This is a genomic window from Streptomyces mesophilus (assembly GCF_040300965.1).
GTDB lineage: Bacteria > Actinomycetota > Actinomycetes > Streptomycetales > Streptomycetaceae > Streptomyces > Streptomyces mesophilus_A.
Genome location: NZ_JBEPEW010000097.1, coordinates 1 through 17026, shown reverse-complemented (window position 1 = coordinate 17026; position 17026 = coordinate 1). Strand labels below are relative to the sequence as shown.

The following is a 17026-nucleotide window of genomic DNA, read 5'->3' as shown; positions in this document are numbered from 1 at the left end:
ACCGAAGCAGGCTCAGTTCGCGGGCGTGAGCGTGAGCGTCTGCTCGGTGGCGGTGCGCCCGCCGCCGACCGCGTTGCCCGTGGTGTCCGTCCACGCGCGCGTCGGCGTGGTCTCCACGAGGCGGTCCGAGTCCGACGACATCCCGATGACCAGGCCGCTGTAGCGGTTGACCAGGCGGTACGTGTCGGTGGGCGCGCCGTCCGTCGTGGTGTTGCGGATGACGAACCACTGCTGGCCGACGCTGGGCCCGCCCTTGGGCGCCGCCGTCACGGTCGGGTCCGCGCCCCAGGCGCGGCCCGCGTTCCTGGCCGAGTCGACGCCGAGGAGCTGCTTGGTGGCGGCGTTGGCGATGCGGTACGAGCCGTCACCGTTGGACGTGAAGGTCCACTTGCTGCGGGCGGAGCCGGCGGCGGACAGGGAGGTGGAACCGGAGCCGCGGGATGCCTGGGCCAGGGCGCGACCGCCTTCGCTGGCGATGGTGTACGTAGCGCCGGACTCGACCGGTGCGGCGGGCGTGTCCGTCTCGATCGCGGTGTTGTAGTACTCGCCGCTGCCGCCGCCCGAGCACTGCCAGGAGCAGTAGTTGCGGAAGTTCTTGCCGACGATGGTGGAGCCGGTCTTGTTCACCGAGTCCAGCATCCAGCGGTACCAGGACCCCGACTTGTAGGCGCCGGTGTCGCCGATCAGCTTCCACTTCTGCGTGGACAGGTCGTCGGTCGCGTAGAAGCGCTGGGACTCGCTGCTGTCCTGAACGATCGCCTCGGGCGTGCCGATGTACAGGCCCAGGTACGCGTTGTAGGCGATGTTCATCGTCAACAGGTCGGACTTGGCGGGGAGTTCACCGGCCGCCACCTGCTCGGCGACATTGCCGTCGCTCGCCGGGTCGTAGTCGTTCTCGACCGGCGTGTAGCCGTTGGGGTTGTCGGCGTCGACCGGCTCCATGTTGCTTTCCTTGCCGCCGACCCCGGGCTGCGACCAGGCGCCGTCGTACCACTTCTGCCAGGACCCCGGCGCCATCTTCGCGGACATCGGCGCGCGCGCCACATGGCCGCGGCTGCCGTCGGTCCAGCCGCCGGAGACGCCGCCCTTCGGTATGGCGCGGGAGTTGTAGTAGACGTAGAAGTAGCCGGACGCGGTGTCGACGAACAGCCGCGCGTCACCGTTTCCGTAGTGGTACAGGTCGTGCGGGAACGCCTCGTTGTCCCCGCGCTTGGTGCTGTACGGCGAGGTCAGGACGTGGTCCTTGATGTCCCAGGTCCTGCCCTGGTCCTTGGAGACGGCGTAGTCGATCGCGTCGTAGTGCAGCCCGTCGCCGAAGGGCTCCGGGGTGAACTCGTTGTGCACCAGGCCGTACCAGTCACCCGTGTCCGGATCGACCCACACGCCCATCAGGTCGCAGTAGTTCTTCTGCGCGTAGTGCGAGGTGTCCGGCGCGTAGGTGGACTCACGGCCGGTGGGGCTGTTGTTGCAGCGCCAGGTCGTGTCGTCGTTGCGGTCACGTGCGTCGGCCGGGTTGACGGCGCTGCTGACCTTGGTGTCCAGCTTCGCCGCGTCGAAGTCGGCGCCTGTGTAGAACGACCACTTGCGCGGGTCGGTCGCGGAGTAAAGGGCGTGCGCGGACTGGTAGTGGAACGAGCCGTCCTTGTCGATGTACGTGGCGGCGGGGGTGTCGTCGGGGTTGGTCCAGGTGCCGATCTGCCCGACATTCACCGAGTACGACGGATCGTCTTCGGCGGCGGCTGCCGTCGGCGACGACAGCGCCGCACCTGCCATCAGGGCGGCCACCGCGGCGAACGCGCCGGCCGTCCGTGCTCTCGTACGAGCGGACATACGAGTTGACACAGGTACTCCTCGATTCAGGAGAGGGGGGAGGGGGATCGAACCGGCGACCACCCGAGGGCGGTACGCCACTCGAGGACCAGCCGGCCGTGGTGCGGCAGAGCGGGCTCGAGGTGCAGGGGGCCGGCTGCCGAGGTCATGGCGGCCGGGACCGGGTCGGCCAGCGGCGCGAGCAAGGTGGCGCGCACCGTGTCCGGGGCGTGGGGCAGGCCGATACGCGGATGGGCGGGATCGGCGCTGCCGTTGGCGATCGCGAGCCGGAGCGTGTCGCCCGTCTGCGACAGCTGCGGAATGAGATGGGGTGCGCCGTCGATCAGCGGGAGCCGGGGGTGATCGCCCTCCAGGAACCGCACCGAGGCGTGGAGCAGGCGCTGCCCCCGGTCGCTGCGGGCGAGTCGGTCGGGCGCCGTCGCGGCGAGGACCGCGACACGTCCGCCGAGGGCGTTCACGTAGTGGCAGCGGCCCGCGCCCCAGTGGCCCTCGTCCGGCGTCAGGATCTCGGTGATCACCTGGGCGCCGGGGACCGGTGCGAGCCGGGCAAGCGCCGGCTGTACGTCCACGCTCACGTACTCGCCCTCGTCCGCGCCCGCGCCCGCGAGTGCCGTGATCCGCTCGGCCGCGTAAGGGCCGGGCCGTGCCGGTTCTTCCCGGGCGTACAGCCTGCCGGCCCGCACCCCGAGCAGGGCGGCGAAGCCGCGCTCGGTGAGCAGATGCGCGGCCACCCCGTCCAGGAGCAGCCCGCCGCCGAGCATCGCGAGCAGCTCGTCGTCGCCGAAGGCGTCGACGGCCCGGCCGAACAGCGCCTGGACGGGGGCTGGTTCAGCGGTGACGGGGACGCCGTAGCCGAGCAGGAAGTCCGCCGTCCGCGCGGGGTCGGCCTCAAGGTCCTGCCAGCTCCCGCCGGTGGTCCGCAGGTGAGAGGCGGTGTCCGGTTTCCAGGGCAGCCCGATGCCGAGGGCGGCGGACTGTTCGGGGCGCAGCCCGGCGACCCAGTCGAGGGCGGGCCGTGAGCGGCTCAGGAGCCGGTCGATGCGCGGGAACTGTTCGGCGCGCCCGGCCGAGCTGGGGTGCACGTTCAGCAGCAGGGCGTCGGCGCCGGAGAGCTGCGCGGTCACCATCTCGGACCAGGTCTGGGTGTCCGACTTCGACCAGGCCGTGTGCGGCCAGTTCTCGATCTCGGGCTCGCAGGCCACATACGGCGGGCGCAGCGCGCGTTGCGCCTCGAGGGACCACACGGCCGAGGTCAGACTCCGGCCCGGGGTGTCGGAGTAGGGCGCGAAGTGCGGCCGCTGGGTGACCTGTTCCCCGATGGACAACGCGGTGAACAGGGCGTCCCAGTCGCGTCCCTCCACGGAGTGCAGGGCCGGCATCGAGCTCATCAGGCCCAGCCGGCCGCGTCCGGCGGAGTTCTCCCGTACGGACTGAGCGAGACCTTCCGCGACTTCGAGCTGCGCGGTACGCCAGACCTGCTGGAGCAGGGCGCGCCAGGGATGCGGTCGGCCGGGCGCGGTGACGGCGGCGACCGCCTCCTCGCGTGTGACCTCCTCCCCCACCAGCCGTGACAGGCGCTCCATCATGAGCGGCTCGAAGCCGCCGCCCCAGTCCAGCGGGGCGTGGTTGTGGAATCGGAAGTCGTCCTCGACCCACAGCACCCGGAAGCCGAGCTGTGCGAAGCGTCCGTAGTGCGCGTACAGCCAGGAGCGCCACTGCGGGCAGGCGAACGAGGCCTGGGCGGCGGCCACTTGACCGCTCGGCGAGACCATGGGGGCGAAGCCGAGCCTGTCCCTGCGGCCGCGGTCCGCATGCCCGACCGTCACCCACGGGTTGAGGCTGACCTCCACGCCCGCGCCCGTCAGGACTTCGCGCGCCTGGGCCGCCGCCGCGAACCAGGTGTCCTCCTCCGCTCCGGCCAGATGACCGGTGTACGCCTCCTCGGCGCCGAGCAGCAGGACGACTTCCGCGACCTCGTTCTCCTGGCACACCTTGGCCAGGTGCCCGGCACGCTCGGCCAGGTCGTCGCCGGGCCGGAGCTGGTAGCGCAGGTGGTAGCGGGCCCTCGGTGCGTGGGGCGTCGGCTGTGTCGTAGGAGCCGTCATATGCGGCTTGCGGGACGTCACTTGATGCTCCCGGCGTTGAGACCCGACCGCCAGTAGCGCTGCAGGGTCAGGAACAGGACGACCAGCGGGATGACCGAGACCAGGGCGGCCGTGATGATGATGTTGTACGGGGCGGCCGTACCGAGGCCCTGCTGGGACTGCCAGCTCACGATGCCGACGGTGACCGGCTGGAGCTTGTCGTCGGCCAGCATCAGGACGGGCAGCAGATAGTTGGTCCAGATGCTCACGAACTGGAACAGGAAGATCGTCACCAGTGCGGGCGCCATCACCCGCATGGAGATGGTGAAGAAGATCCGCAGCTCGCCGGCTCCGTCCATCCGTCCGGCCTCGATCACCTCGTCGGGTACGGACGCGGCCGCGTAGATGCGGGCGAGATAGACCCCGAACGGGCTGACCATGCTCGGCAGCAGCACCGCCCAATAGGTGTTGACCAGGTGCACCTGCGAGAACATCAGATACAGCGGGATGGCGAGCAGCGGCTGCGGTACGAGGACCGCGGCGAGCACCACGTTGAAGCTGAACTCCCGCCCCCAGAAGGCGTACTTGGCGAGTGCGTACCCGGCGAGGGAGGAGACCAGGGTGCTGACCGCGGCGCCCCCGACCGCGTACACCGCGGTGTTGAGGAGCCACTGCGGGAAGATCCCGCCCTCGCGCTCGAACAGCTGGCGCAGGTTGTCGGCGAGGGCGAAGTCCCCGAACCAGAAGCCGTTCGTGGAGACCAGGTCGGAGTTCGTCTTGGTGGCCGAGACGATCAGCCACCAGACGGGCAGCAGGAAGTAGACCGCCGCGAGCCCCATCACACCGAGCACCAGCCAACGGGACTTCGGCTGGACGGGCTTGGACTGCCGTATCCCCGGCTGCGGCGCTGCGTCGGCCTGCGGCCGCGGACGCACGAGTGTCTGGCTCACAGGTCCGCTCCCTTGCGCTGGACGAGCTTGAGGAAGCCGAACGAGAGCACCAGGGTGAGCAGTGCCAGAATCACCGACTGGGCGGCGGCGTAAGGGAAGTTGCCCGAGTTGACCGCGCTGTACGCGGCGAAGATTGGTGTGTAGTCGCTGCTCAGGTTGGGTGCGACCGTGCGCAGGATCGCCGGCTCGTTGTACAGCTGCGCGGTGCCGATGATGGAGAACACGGTCGTCAGGACCAGCGCGGGCCGCACCATCGGGATCTTGATGCGCCACGCGATGCCGAACGCCGAGCAGCCGTCCATCCTGGCCGCTTCGCTCAGCTCCGCCGGGATCGCCTGCAGTGCCGCGTAGATGATCAGCATGTTGTAGCCGGTCCAGCCCCAGGTCAGCATGTTGCCGACGACCGGGCCGAGCAGGCCGTCGGCGGTCAGGTCGAGCCGGAATCCGAGGCCGTCGGCGAGCGCGGTGATCGGGCTGAGCTCGGGCGACACCAGATAGGACCACATCAGTGCGCCGATGACTCCGGGCAGCGCGTACGGCAGGAAGTACGCCAGGCGGAAGAACCGCTTGAACATCGTCCGCCGCGCGTCGAGCAGCAGCGCGAGCCCGAGGGCCGTGCCGAGCATGAGCGGCACCTGGACGGCGCCGATCAGCAGGACCCGTATCAGCGAATCGCGGAAGCCCGCATCGCCCAGCGCCTGGGCGTAGTTGGCGAGCCCCGAGAAGGTCGTGGTGGGTTCGGCGAGGCCGAGTCCGTCACGCTCCTGCTGGAACAGGCTCTGATGGAGCGTGTACGCGATGGGCGCGAGGTACATGCAGAGGAACAGCGCGGCGAAGGGCGCGAGGAACAGCAGGGCTGTCCGCGCACGCCGCCGGGTGTGCCGCGAGGTGCGGCCACCCGGCGCGCCGGCCGCCTTCACCCGGTGGGCGTAGGTGGTCACGGTGTGGTGCTCCGGTCCTTCGGTGGGGACGTGATGCCCTGGGTCAGTCGGTGGTGACGTTGATGCCCTGGCTCTTCATCTCGTCGACGGTCTTCTTCTGCACGTCGGCAAGGACCTCGGGCAGCGTGGTGCCGCCCTTGCCGGTGCCGCCGAGTCCGTCGGCGAGGTCGGTCGCGGTCTTCGTCATGGTCGGGCCCCACTGCCAGTCGGTGTCGATCCGGCCGCTGGCGTCCTTGAAGACGTCGAAGATCTTCTGGCCGCCGTAGAAGGAGTTGGGCTCGGACAGCGCCGGGTGGCTCAGTCCCGCGGTGGCCGCCGGGTAGATCCCCGTCTCCTTGATGAGCGTGCTGAGGCTGTTCTTGTTCGTGCTCAGCCACATCGCGAACTCGGTGGCCTGCTCCGGGTGTTCACAGCCCTTCATGACCGCCGTGGACGAGCCGCCGACATTGCCGTCCACCGGCTTGGCGGCGTCCCACACCGGCATGGGCGCGACGGCCCACTTGCCGGACTGGCCCTTGAGGCTGGAGGCGAGGATCGGCGCGTTCCAGACGGCGTTGACATCGGAGAGGATCTTGTCCTCGGACACGGACTTGTAGTACGAGGAGTCGAAGCTGACGACCGGCTTGACCAGCTTGTCGTCGAGCAGACCCTGCCAGTAGTCGGCGACCTTGGTGTTGGCCTCGCTGTCGACGGAGACCTTCCAGGCGTCGGACGTGGTGCCGAACCACTTGGCACCCGCCTGCCAGGCCAGACCCGAGTAGCCGTAGGAGTCGGTGCCGAAGCCGCCCAAGTAGACGTCCGGATCGGCCTTGTGGACCTTCTCCGCGGCGGCCCGGTACTCGGCCCAGGTGGCCGGGGGCTTGTCGATGCCGTACTTCTCGAACAGGTCCTTGCGGTAGAACAGCGCCATCGGGCCGGTGTCCACCGGTGCGCCGTACGTCTTGCCCGCGATGGTGACCTGGTTCCACGTCCAGTCCGCGAACTCGCCCTTGTGCGGCGCCGCATGCTCCGTGACGTCCTGCAGTGCGCCCGCGGCGGCGAAGCTCGGCATCGTCTCGTAGCCGACCATCGCCAGACAGGGCGCGTTGCCGGCCTTGGCCGCCGTGAGCATCTTCGTGTAGCCGCCCTTGGAGCCGGGCGCGGTCTTCTGGAAGTCGACCTTGATGTCGGGGTGGGTCCTGTTGAACTCCTCGACGGCCTTCTCGTAACCAGGCGCCCAGCCCCAGAAGTCCAGCGTGACCTTGCCACCCGCCTTCGCGGAATCGTCGCCGGATCCGCATCCGGCCATGACCAGCATCACGCCGACCGCCGCTGCGGTCATCTTCGCGCCGCGCACCTTCATCGATCGTCTCCATCGCCGAGCTCGATTAGTTCGACTAGAATCTGAAATTAATACTTCCTAGTCAACAGGCCGGGGCAGGAAACTTTCTGCCGATGATCAAGGGCCTCTCGCCGGGGGCCGACCGTTCGCGTACGTTGACCGGGAGTACCGGCGAGTACGCGAAGAGGGGCCAAGTGAACGTAGATCCACCCAGATCGGACGTACGGAAAGTGGGCGGGGACGGATCGTCCACGGCACGCGACCGTGCGTCGCTGCGCCGGACCAATCTCGGTCTGGTGCTGCGTCTGCTGCGCGACGCGGGACCGCGGCCGCGCACGCAGATCGCGACGGAGACCGGTCTGCCCAAGGCGACGATCACCAACCTGGTCGCTGAGCTGGTGGAGCGCGGCCTCGTACGCGAAGGGGACTCGGCGCGCGACGGGGCCGTCGGCCGCCCGAGCCGCACCCTCGAGATCGACGGACGGTCCGTGTGCGGTATCGGCCTGGAGATCAGCGCCGACTACGTCCATCTGATCGCCCTCGACCTGCGGGGCGAGGTCGCCGCCGAACACCGCCTGACGCTCGACGCGCGGGCCGCCGGTCCGGACGCGGTCCTCGACCGGGCGGCGGAGGCGATCCGCACCACCCGCCGGACGCTGCACGCCCGTAAGGCCCAGGCGGTCGCGGTGACGGTCGCCGCGCCGGGCGTGATCCAGCGCGACAGCGGGGTCGTCTCCTACGCGCCGAACATCGGCTGGCGGGATGTCGATGTGGTCGGCGGTCTGCGGGAGCGGCTCGGCCGCAGCTGCCCGCCCGTCCAGCTGGAGAACGACGCCAAACTCGGCGCCGTGGCCGAGTACTTGGTCGCCGCGCAGGCCGGCATCCACGACCTGATCTATGTGACCGGCGAGACCGGCGTAGGCGGCGGCATCATCTCCGACGGCCGGTTGCTGCGCGGATCGGCCGGGTTCGCCGGCGAGATCGGCCATATGCGCCTGGCCCCCGGCGGAAAGCCGTGCGCCTGCGGGCGGCAGGGCTGCTGGGAGACCATGGTCGGCCTCAACGCCCTGCTCGAGCACGCGGCCGCACCCGACGACCCCGTACGCGATCCGAGCGTGGACCTGGAGCAGCGCCTCGCGGAGCTCCGGCGCCGCGCCGACGCGGATGAGCCCGCCACCCGGGCCGCGCTCGACAAGATCGCCGACGGCCTCGGCCTGGGACTGACCGTACTGGCCGATGTGCTCAATCCCCGGGCGATCGTCCTGGGCGGCTACTTCGCCTACTTCGGCGACCACTTCATCGCGCAGGTGGAGAGCGAGCTCACCGCACGCGTCGTGGCCCCCGACGCCGGCGGCTGCACCGTCCTTGCCTCCACGCTCGGGTTCAGCGCGGCGGCGCGCGGCGGCGCCCACTCCTCGCTCGACTTCGTGTACCAGGATCCGGGCGGGACGATGGCGACACCCGGGTGATACGCGGATGGCAGCGCCCGGGTGATGCATCGTTGGCACCACCCGGTTGGTTCGCGGATGGCAGCGCCCGGTTGATACGCGGTTGGCTCCATGCGGTTGACATGAGGCCGGTCAACACCCGCTCGGTACGGGCGTGTTGACCGGCCGACCGAGAGTTGGCCGGTCAACCCGGGAGTGACCGCTCAGGAGCTCAGCCTTCGGTGGTACCCGCCCGCGCCGGCACCCCGATCGTCCGGGTCACCGCCGCGGCCATCGCCTCACGTCCGGCGGCCAGGTACTTGCGGGGGTCCACCACCGCGGCGTGCTCGGCGAGGTGGTCGCGTATCGCCCGGGTCATGGCGACGTTCAGCGCCGTCCCCACGTTCACCTTGGCGATACCTCCCGTGACGGCCAGGGCGAGTTCGCCGGCCGGGACGCCCGACGAACCGTGCAGGACGAGCGGCACCTTGACCGCCTCGCGCAGAGCGGCGAGCAGCGCGTGGTCGAGCGTCGCCGTGGCCTCGGTCATCGCGTGCGAGCTGCCGATGGCGACGGCCAGCGCGTCGACTCCGGTCTCGGCGACGAACTCCCGCGCCTCGCCGGGCTCGGTGCGCGCACCGGGTGCGTGCGGGTCCAGCGGCGGCCGGCCGTCCTTGCCGCCCACCTCGCCCAACTCGGCCTCGATCCACAGGCCTTGGGAGTGCGCCCAGTCCGCGGCGGCCCTCGTGGCGGCGACGTTCCGCTCGTACGGCAGATGAGCCGCGTCGTACATGACCGAGCTGAACCCGGCAGCCGCGGCCTGCCTCAGCAGGTCGTCGCGTTTGACGTGGTCGAGGTGCAGGGACACCGGCACGGAGGCGCACTCCGCGGCGGCGACGGCGGCCCGGGCCAGGGGCAGCAACTGCCCCTGCCGGAAGGCGACCGCGTTCTCGCTGACCTGAAGGATCACGGGCGATCCGGCTGCCTCGGCGCCCGCGATGACCGCTTCGACGTGCTCAAGGGTGATGACATTGAAGGCGGCCACGGCCTGCTGCTTGGCCGCGGCCTCGGCGACGAGTGCGCCGGTGGTGGCGAGTGGCATCGAAGTCCCCCTTCCGGCCGGTCAGGCGGAGGCGAGCACGACGGAACGGGTCAGATGCCGCGGCCGGTCCGGGTCGAGACCGCGCGCCGCCGCCACCGCCACGGCCAGCCGCTGGGCCCGCACCAGTTCGGCCAGCGGATCGAGCGTCCCCTCGATCCACAGGGCCCCGGTCGCCCGAACCTGCTCGGCGAGACCCTCCGGCGCCGCACCGAACATCCAGGTCGCCGTGCCGTCGGTGGAGATGGAGATCGGCCCGTGGCGGTACTCCATCGCCGGGTACGCCTCGGTCCAGGACAGTGACGCCTCGCGCATCTTCAGGGCCGCCTCCTGAGCGAGGCCGTTGGTCCAGCCCTGCCCCAGGAAGCTGAACTGGGTGCTCTCCACGAGCCCTTCGGGCAGCGGCTCGGTCAGCGCCACGCGCGCGTCGGCCACGGCCTGGGGGGTGTGCAGGCCCAGATGCGCCCGCAGCAGGGTGAACGCGGTGGTGGCGAACCGGGTCTGCACCACCGACTCCTCGTCGGCGAAGTCGAGCACCACCACGTCATCCGCTGCCGTCATCACGGGTGTGCGCGGGTCGGCGGTGATCGCGGTCGTCCGCGCGCTCCCGCGCAGCCGCGCGAGCAGTTCGAGCACCTCGGTGGTGGTACCGGACCGGGTCAGGGCGATCACCCGGTCGTACGTGCGGCCCACCGGGTACTCGGATGCGGCGTAGGCGTCCGTCTCGCCCAGGCCCGCGCTCTCACGCAGGACGGCCACCGACTGCGCCATGAAGTACGAGGTCCCGCAGCCCACCAGGGCGACCCGCTCCCCCGGTGCGCCGAGCACCGGCCCGTGCCCGGCCGCAGCCTCGGCGGCGCGCTGCCAGCAGTCGGGCTGGCTGTTCAGTTCCGTCTCTATGTGGCTCACGCCGACTCCGCTCATCAGAATGATTGTTCCTGCAAGATAAGGCCTTATTTCAAACATAATCAAGCATCGAGCTGTGCGTTAAGGTCGTCCCGGACGGTGCGTGTCACGCATCGACGGACCGACAGGGAGGCTGTGGATGTCACGCGAGGCGCGCTGGCAGGCACTCCTGGAACTACTCGTGGAGCGCGGCCGCCTGGACGTCGAGGGCGCGGCGAAGGAGCTCGACGTATCCGCCGCGACCATCCGGCGCGACTTCGATCAGCTCGCCGAGCAGCAGATGCTGGTGCGCACCCGCGGTGGCGCCCTCGTCCACGGGGTGTCGTACGAGCTGCCGCTGCGCTACAAGACGGCGCGGAAGGTCTCGGAGAAGGAGCGCATCGCCAAGGCGGTGGCGGGTCTGATCACGCCGGGCGAGGTCGTCGGCCTGACCGGCGGCACCACCACGACCGAGGTGGCCCGCGCCCTGACCCTGCGGCCCGACCTCGCGGACGGCGCACCCGCGTTGACCGTCGTCACCAACGCCCTCAACATCGCGAGCGAGCTGGCCGTCCGGCCCCAGTTCAAAATCGTGGTGACCGGCGGTGTGGCCCGCCCCCAGTCCTACGAGCTGGTCGGCCCGCTCGCCGACGGCGTCCTCGACCAGATCGCGCTCGACGTCGCGGTGGTCGGCGTGGGCGCCTTCCACGTGAAGCACGGCGCCAGCGCCCACGACGAGGGCGAGGCCGGTATCAACCGGCTGCTGTGCGAGCACGCCGCGCGCGTCGTGGTGGCCGCCGACTCCACCAAGCTGGGCGAGCGCGCCTTCGCCCGCATCTGCACGACCCAGCAGGTGGACGTCCTGGTGACCGATACGGGCCTGTCGCCGGAGTCCGCCGCACAGTTCACCGAGGCGGGCGTGGAAGTCCTCACGGTCTGACGGCCGGCGCGAGGCACGCCACGTCCTGCCCAGTGCCACGAGGCGGACGGCCCGGGAGCAGTCACGCTCCCGGGCCGCGCCGGCCCTCAAGCCGTCGTCTGACCGGTGTCGAAGTACCTGACGAGGTCCGCGTCCAGGGGCGGGACGTCGTAGGGCGTGCCGCCGTCGCGCAGCGAACGCGTCGCGAGTTCGCCCGCGGCCACGCTCATCCGGGCCGCGACCGGTGAGGTGTCGGTGACCCCGCCCTCGCGGACGAAGCGGCAGAACTCGTCGATGATCCGGCCGTCCGCGCCGCCGTGCGAACCGTCGGCCGCCGGGACGCGGTGCACCGCGTCGGCGTCCGCGCGGTAGCCGCTCGGCCCCGTGTTCCAGACGCGGATCTCGTCGCCGGGTCGGTCGCCGAAGTTCTCCAGACGGCCCTCCGTCCCGATGACCGTGTAGTTGCGGAAGTAGTCGGGACTGAAATGGCACTGCTGGTACGCGGCGATGACCCCGTTGTCGAGGCGCATGTTCATCACCGAGACGTCCTCGACGTCGACCACATGGTGCAGGTCCTTGCGCGCCGTCGGCGGCCAGTCGAACTCCTTCAGCCAGCCGTCCGGCCGCGGGGTGTCCGGGGCACGGCGGGGCAGGTCGCCGTAGACCATCAGGTCGCCGAGTGCGTTGACCCGGCTGGTGTAACCGCCCGCGAGCCAGTGCACCACGTCGATGTCGTGGGCGGCCTTCTGGAGCAGCAGTCCGGTGGTGCGGCGACGGTCGGCGTGCCAGTCCTTGAAGTAGTAGTCACCGCCGTACGACACGAAGTGCCGTACCCAGACCGTCTTCGGCTCCCCGATGTCGCCGCGCGCGATCAGGTCGCGCATGGTGCGCACGACACCCATGTGCCGCATGTTGTGGCCGACGTAGAGCCGGGTGCCGGTTTTGTACGCGGTGCGCAGGATCTCGTCGCACTGCTCGGTGGTGATGCCGAGCGGCTTCTCCACGAAGGCCGCCTTGCCGGCGCTCAACGCGTCGCAGGCGATGGCCTCATGGGTGTCGTCGGGGGTGGCCACGATGACGGCGTCGAGGGCCGGGTCCTCGAGGAGGCGGCGGTAGTCGCCGACGGCTGCGGCGCCTTCGTACCGCTCCGGGACTCCCGCGCGTACGGCCGGATCGGTGTCCGCGACCGCGGCCACCACGGAGCCGCGGCCCGGCCGGTGGGCGGCGTCGGCGATGCTGGCCCGCAGGCCGAGACCTATGACGCCGATACGGAGATCGTCGGTCATCACTTCGAGCCCTTCGCGATGGCGTCCTCGAACTCGCCGCGGATGGCGTCACCGCCGTCGCGCAGCCACTTCTTCAGCGATTCCTTGTACGTGGACAGCGGCTTGCGCCCGGCGACGATGTCCTTGATGTCGTCCTCGAGCTCCGAGCGCAGGGACTGCCACTTCGCGGCATACGTGTCGGAGTAGAAGCCGATGGTCGGGTCGGCCTGGGCGATCTTCAGGAGTTCGGTCTGCGTCTCGTGGATGGAGCGCGTGACCTCCGGCTTGCCCGGGGTGTAGAGGGTCTCCGGGGTGTTGCCGAGGAACTGCAGCGGGTCGAAGGTGGTCAGCGCCTCGCCCTCGCCCTTGGGTGTGAGCGTGACGTCGCCGTCCTTGGTCCGGGTGTGGTGAGTGCCTTCGATGCCGTTGCCGAGGAACAGCCGCTCCTCGCTGCCGAAGGGGGCGTTGAGGTAGTCCATGACGGCGAGCAGCGTCTTGATGCGGCTCTTGTCGGCCTTCTTGCTGATGCCGACGAACCCGACGGAGCCGATGCCGAGGTTGTACTTCGGGCTCGCGCCGCTCTCGGCGGCGAAGGGCACGATGACCTCCATCGGCCAGTCGTACATCTTGGTGTCGCTGAGCAGGCCCGGGAAGGACTGGACGTGCGCGCCGAGGTATCCGCCGCCCATCTTCTCGAGCGTGGTGCGCAGGTTCGGGTCGGGCCAGAACAGCTGCGCCTGCCGGCACTTGAGGGCGAACTCGATCGCCGCGAGGTACTCCTCGGTCTCGTATCGGGCGGTCAGCTTGCCGTCCTTCAGGGACCACCAGTTGGGAGCGCCGTACCACTGGCTGAACATGTGCACGTGGTTCACGTAGGCCGGTTCGAGCACGTACTTCCTGCGCTTGATGTCGAGCAGGTCCTTGCCCTTGGCCAGGAAGTCCTCCGCGTCGTCGAAGCGCACACCGCCGACGGGCTTCCAGAAGTCCGAGTTGGCCACATAGACCTGGCCGAAGCGGCCGTACGGCACGGCAGTGCCCCAGATCTTGCCGTTGATGACGGCGGTCTTCCAGGCGAAGTCGGGGATGTTGGCGAGGTTCGGGAACGCCTTGACCGCATCGCCGGAGAGGTACGACGTGAGGTCGTGGAAGCGGGCCTCCAGGAGCTGCGGCACGTTCTTCAGACCCTGGTTCGGCGGGAACCACACGAGGTCCGGCAGATCGTCGCTCGCGGTGAGGGCGTTGAGCTTGGTGCGGTAGACGTCCTCGTCACCGAGGCCGTTGACGACGGTCATCCGGAACTCGGAGCCCAGCTGCTTGTTGAGCTCCTGCCAGTACGCGTTGCGGCCCATGGCCGGCGGCGCGGTCGTGAACGTCTCGGTGAGCGCGGTGATCGGCTTGCCGTCGCCGGGGGTCTTCGCGACGGACTTCACCAGCTTCTTCGGATAGCGCAGATACGCCGGGTCGAGGCCGTCGGCGTTGCCCGCGAGATCCGGTGCGGCCACGTTCGCCGCGATGTACGTGGGCAGCTTGACCTTGGCCGACTTGGCGGCGCCGCCCTTGCCTGACGCGGCGCCGGAGCCGCAGGCCGTGAGCAGGGAGCCGCCGGCGACCGTGAGGCCCGCGAGGCCGGCGGCGCCGAGGAAGCCGCGGCGGTTGAGGGAGGAGGACATGGGTGGGGAACTCCTTGTGGGTGCGGGGAGATCTTGGGGTGAGGCGGGAGGGCCTCGGTGAGGGGCGGGGCTCAGCCCTTGACCGCGCCCGTGAGGACGCCCTTGGTGAAGTGCCGCTGCAGGAACGGGTAGACGGCGATGATCGGCACGATGGCGAGGAGCAGCACGGCCATCTGCGTAGCGCTGGACGGCGGCAGGCTGGAGACGCCCATGGCCGACTCGTTGATGGTGTCGCCCTGCAACACGTAGGAGCGGAGCACCATTTGGAGCGGGAGCTTCGCGCCGTCGTTGATGTAGAGCATGGCGTTGAAGAAGTTGTTCCAGTACGACACCGCGTAGAACATGCCGACCACCGCGAGCACGGCCTTGGACAGCGGCAGCACGATGCGGCACAGGATGGTGATCTCACCGGCGCCGTCCAGGCGGGCCGCCTCGTGGAGTTCGTCGGGGATGCCCTGGAAGAAGGCGCGGACGACCACGATGTTGAAGGCGTTGAGCATGATCGGCACGATCAGCGAGGCATAGCTGTCGATCATGCCGAGCTGGTCCACCACCAGGTAGACGGGGATGATGCCGGGCGTGAACAGGAACGTGCCGAGGACGAGGAAGAGGATCGGTTTGCCGGCCACCGTCCCGGGCCGGGACAGGCCGTAGGCGAGGGCGATCGTGCACAGCAGGCTCAGCGCGGTGCCGACCAGGGTGACGCCGATGCTGACGAGGGCGGCCCGGGTGACCACTCCCCCGGACAGGACCGCTTCGTACGCCTGGAGTGTCGGCTCCGTCGGGAACATGACGTACCCGCCGTTGGCCGCGATCTCCTCCTTGCCCGCGAGGCTGGTGCCGAGCGCGATGAGGAAGGGGTAGCCGACGGCCACCACGATCGCGCCGAGCACGAGGACCTTGAGGCCCTGGCCGTACCAGGTGGGGCGCTCCATCCAGGGCGGGCGGGCGTCGGTTCGCGCGGTGAACCGGTCGGTGCTGCGCTTGAACAGGCTGATGGCGGGCGTGGTCATCGGTAGACCCCCTGCTCTCCGAGGCGGTGGGCCACCTTGTTGGCGACGACGATGAGAACGAAGCCGATGACGCCCTTCATCAGGCCGGCGGCGGTGGACATACCCCAGTCGCCGTCGACGACGCCGTGGTAGTAGACGTACGTATCGAGGACTTCGGCAGCGTCCGGGCCGACCGCCTCGCGCTGCAGCAGGATCTGCTCGAAGCCGACCGAGAGGATCTCGCCGAGCCGCAGGATGAGCATCAGGACGATCGTGGGGCGGATGCCCGGCAGCGTGACGTGCCACATCCGGCGGGCCCAGCCGGCCCCGTCCATCGCGGCCGATTCGTACAGGCCGTTGTCGATGGAGGCCATCGCCGCGAGGAAGATGATCGCGCCGTAACCGGCGTCCTTCCAGATCATCTGCGAGGTGAGCAGGAAGGTGAAGGTGTCCGGGTTGGTCATCAGGTTGCCGGCCCCGATGCCGTGCTCGGCGAGGTAGCCGCTGATGGTGCCCGCGCCGCCGAAGACCTGCTGGAACATGGCGACGACCACGACCCAGGACAGGAAGTGCGGCAGGTACACGATCGTCTGCATGAACCGCCGTGTGCGGTTGCTGATCAGGGAGTTGAGCAGCAGCGCGAGCGCGATCGGCGCCGGGAAGAACAGCAGCAGCTGTACGGCGGTGATCTCCAGGGTGTTCCAGACGGAGGACCAGAACTCGGGCTGCTCCAGGAGGGCCGTGAAGTTCGTCCAGCCGACGAACGGGCTCTCCTTGAACCCGAGATACGGCTGGTAGTCCTGGAAGGCGATCGTGTTGCCGGCCAGCGGCAGATAGAAGAAGACGGCGAAGTACAGCACGCCGGGGATGCACAGGAGCAGCAGGGCGCGGTCCCGCTTCAGCCGCGCACGCAGCGGCTTGCGGACGGTCGGCGCCCGCTTCCCGCCGCGGGCGGGTGGTGCCGGCTTGCGCGCCGAGTGCCCCGTGGGGGGCGGAACTTGAGGGGTTGACGTGTCCGAGCGGGTCGAAGCGGACGCAGCTGTCGGCACATTCACCTCCTGCGTCGAGTGGGAGTGCGGTGGGGACGTGGGGTGGCGCAACGGGGCATGAGGCGGCTGACGCCGATGCACGCATGCCTGCCGTGCGCGGAAAACCAGGGCCACTGCGACGCCGGGGTCTCCGGGCTGCGCGACCATGGGAATCTTGCAGCCTGAAAACACTCGATGACAAGAGATGCTCGAAGGATCTTTCTTTTTTACATTTTCGCGCACAGCTCGCGCAGGTGACGAGGGATGCCCGGCTCGCGTACCGGTATTCCGGTACGCGAGCCGGGCAGTGGAACCCAGCGGCTATCCGAGGACCTCCATCACCGTCCCCGCGCCGACCGTGCGTCCGCCCTCGCGGATCGCGAAGCCGAGGCCGGACTCCAGCGGTACGTCACGTCCCAGCTCGACCGTCATGGTGACGGTGTCCCCGGGCCGCGCGACCGCCGCGTCCCCGAGGTCGATGTCGCCGACCACGTCCGCGGTGCGGATGTAGAACTGCGGCCGGTAACCGGTCGTGAGCGGCGTCGTACGACCGCCCTCACGGCCGGAAAGCACGTACACCTGCGCACGGAACCGGCGCGCGGGCTCCACGCTGCC

General features: G+C 69.7%; 13 protein-coding genes and 1 pseudogene. 2 read left to right on the top strand and 12 right to left on the bottom strand.

All coding sequences use genetic code 11. The features are described 5' to 3' along the window. Positions 1–12: 12 nt before the first annotated feature. From ABT367_RS28025 to ABT367_RS28005, 5 genes are read right to left on the bottom strand one after another with little or no spacing between them, the layout of a single operon-like run. The gene (locus ABT367_RS28025; protein WP_352255944.1) at positions 13–1842 is read right to left on the bottom strand and encodes an RICIN domain-containing protein; all 1830 of its coding nucleotides are present in this window, start codon (positions 1840–1842) and stop codon (positions 13–15) included. A gap of 14 nt (positions 1843–1856) precedes the next feature. Further along, positions 1857–3956 (bottom strand): hypothetical protein, encoded by a 2100-nt coding sequence (locus ABT367_RS28020; RefSeq protein ID WP_352255942.1) that lies wholly within the window; start codon positions 3954–3956, stop codon positions 1857–1859. Next, positions 3953–4864 carry a carbohydrate ABC transporter permease gene (locus ABT367_RS28015; protein ID WP_352255940.1) on the bottom strand — a complete coding sequence of 304 codons (912 nt, stop codon included), beginning with the start codon at positions 4862–4864 and terminating at the stop codon, positions 3953–3955. The genes ABT367_RS28020 and ABT367_RS28015 overlap by 4 nt, the downstream gene beginning before the upstream one ends. Next, on the bottom strand, positions 4861–5805 hold the full coding sequence (locus ABT367_RS28010) for a carbohydrate ABC transporter permease (protein WP_352255938.1): 945 nt from the start codon (positions 5803–5805) through the stop codon (positions 4861–4863). The genes ABT367_RS28015 and ABT367_RS28010 overlap by 4 nt, the downstream gene beginning before the upstream one ends. A 43-nt stretch (positions 5806–5848) precedes the next feature. After that, positions 5849–7147 carry an ABC transporter substrate-binding protein gene (locus ABT367_RS28005; protein WP_352255936.1) on the bottom strand — a complete coding sequence of 433 codons (1299 nt, stop codon included), beginning with the start codon at positions 7145–7147 and terminating at the stop codon, positions 5849–5851. A gap of 173 nt (positions 7148–7320) precedes the next feature. Here ABT367_RS28005 and ABT367_RS28000 point away from each other — a divergent pair, with 173 nt between their 5' ends. Then, positions 7321–8595, top strand: coding sequence for an ROK family transcriptional regulator (locus tag ABT367_RS28000; RefSeq protein ID WP_352255934.1), 1275 nt, complete (start codon positions 7321–7323; stop codon positions 8593–8595). A gap of 190 nt (positions 8596–8785) precedes the next feature. Here the strand turns inward: ABT367_RS28000 and ABT367_RS27995 are convergent, their stop codons facing one another. Together ABT367_RS27995 and ABT367_RS27990 are read right to left on the bottom strand one after the other, a co-directional pair. After that, positions 8786–9655: a class II fructose-bisphosphate aldolase gene (locus tag ABT367_RS27995; protein ID WP_352255932.1), complete on the bottom strand. Its 870-nt coding sequence runs from the start codon at positions 9653–9655 to the stop codon at positions 8786–8788. A 21-nt stretch (positions 9656–9676) separates the two neighbouring features. Next, positions 9677–10561: an SIS domain-containing protein gene (locus tag ABT367_RS27990; protein WP_352255966.1), complete on the bottom strand. Its 885-nt coding sequence runs from the start codon at positions 10559–10561 to the stop codon at positions 9677–9679. Positions 10562–10697: 136 nt separating this feature from the next. Here ABT367_RS27990 and ABT367_RS27985 point away from each other — a divergent pair, with 136 nt between their 5' ends. Next, positions 10698–11477 (top strand): DeoR/GlpR family DNA-binding transcription regulator, encoded by a 780-nt coding sequence (locus ABT367_RS27985; RefSeq protein ID WP_187816214.1) that lies wholly within the window; start codon positions 10698–10700, stop codon positions 11475–11477. Between the two features lie 86 nt (positions 11478–11563). Here ABT367_RS27985 and ABT367_RS27980 read toward each other — a convergent pair whose 3' ends face one another. The 5 genes and pseudogenes from ABT367_RS27980 to ABT367_RS27960 form a co-directional block, all read right to left on the bottom strand. Next, entirely contained in the window at positions 11564–12742 is a 1179-nt protein-coding gene (locus ABT367_RS27980; protein ID WP_352255930.1) for a Gfo/Idh/MocA family protein, read from the bottom strand. Then, entirely contained in the window at positions 12742–14391 is a 1650-nt protein-coding gene (locus ABT367_RS27975; RefSeq protein ID WP_352255928.1) for a hypothetical protein, read from the bottom strand. Before ABT367_RS27975 ends, ABT367_RS27980 begins: the two co-directional genes overlap by 1 nt. A 71-nt stretch (positions 14392–14462) precedes the next feature. Continuing rightward, positions 14463–15404, bottom strand: coding sequence for a carbohydrate ABC transporter permease (locus ABT367_RS27970; RefSeq protein ID WP_352255926.1), 942 nt, complete (start codon positions 15402–15404; stop codon positions 14463–14465). After that, on the bottom strand, positions 15401–16432 hold the full coding sequence (locus tag ABT367_RS27965; protein WP_434975553.1) for an ABC transporter permease: 1032 nt from the start codon (positions 16430–16432) through the stop codon (positions 15401–15403). The genes ABT367_RS27970 and ABT367_RS27965 overlap by 4 nt, the downstream gene beginning before the upstream one ends. 300 nt (positions 16433–16732) lie before the next feature. Next, positions 16733–17026: pseudogene (locus ABT367_RS27960) on the bottom strand (elongation factor Tu); the annotation flags it as partial.

What these genes read in the sequence shown, in the direction of transcription:
- ABT367_RS28005 (WP_352255936.1), bottom strand. Translation starts at nt 7,147, where the DNA reads ATGAAGGTGCGCGGCGCGAAGATGACCGCAGCGGCGGTCGGCGTGATG.
- ABT367_RS27995 (WP_352255932.1), bottom strand. Translation starts at nt 9,655, where the DNA reads ATGCCACTCGCCACCACCGGCGCACTCGTCGCCGAGGCCGCGGCCAAG.
- ABT367_RS27985 (WP_187816214.1), top strand. Translation starts at nt 10,698, where the DNA reads ATGTCACGCGAGGCGCGCTGGCAGGCACTCCTGGAACTACTCGTGGAG.
- ABT367_RS27980 (WP_352255930.1), bottom strand. Translation starts at nt 12,742, where the DNA reads ATGACCGACGATCTCCGTATCGGCGTCATAGGTCTCGGCCTGCGGGCC.
- ABT367_RS27975 (WP_352255928.1), bottom strand. Translation starts at nt 14,391, where the DNA reads ATGTCCTCCTCCCTCAACCGCCGCGGCTTCCTCGGCGCCGCCGGCCTC.
- ABT367_RS27970 (WP_352255926.1), bottom strand. Translation starts at nt 15,404, where the DNA reads ATGACCACGCCCGCCATCAGCCTGTTCAAGCGCAGCACCGACCGGTTC.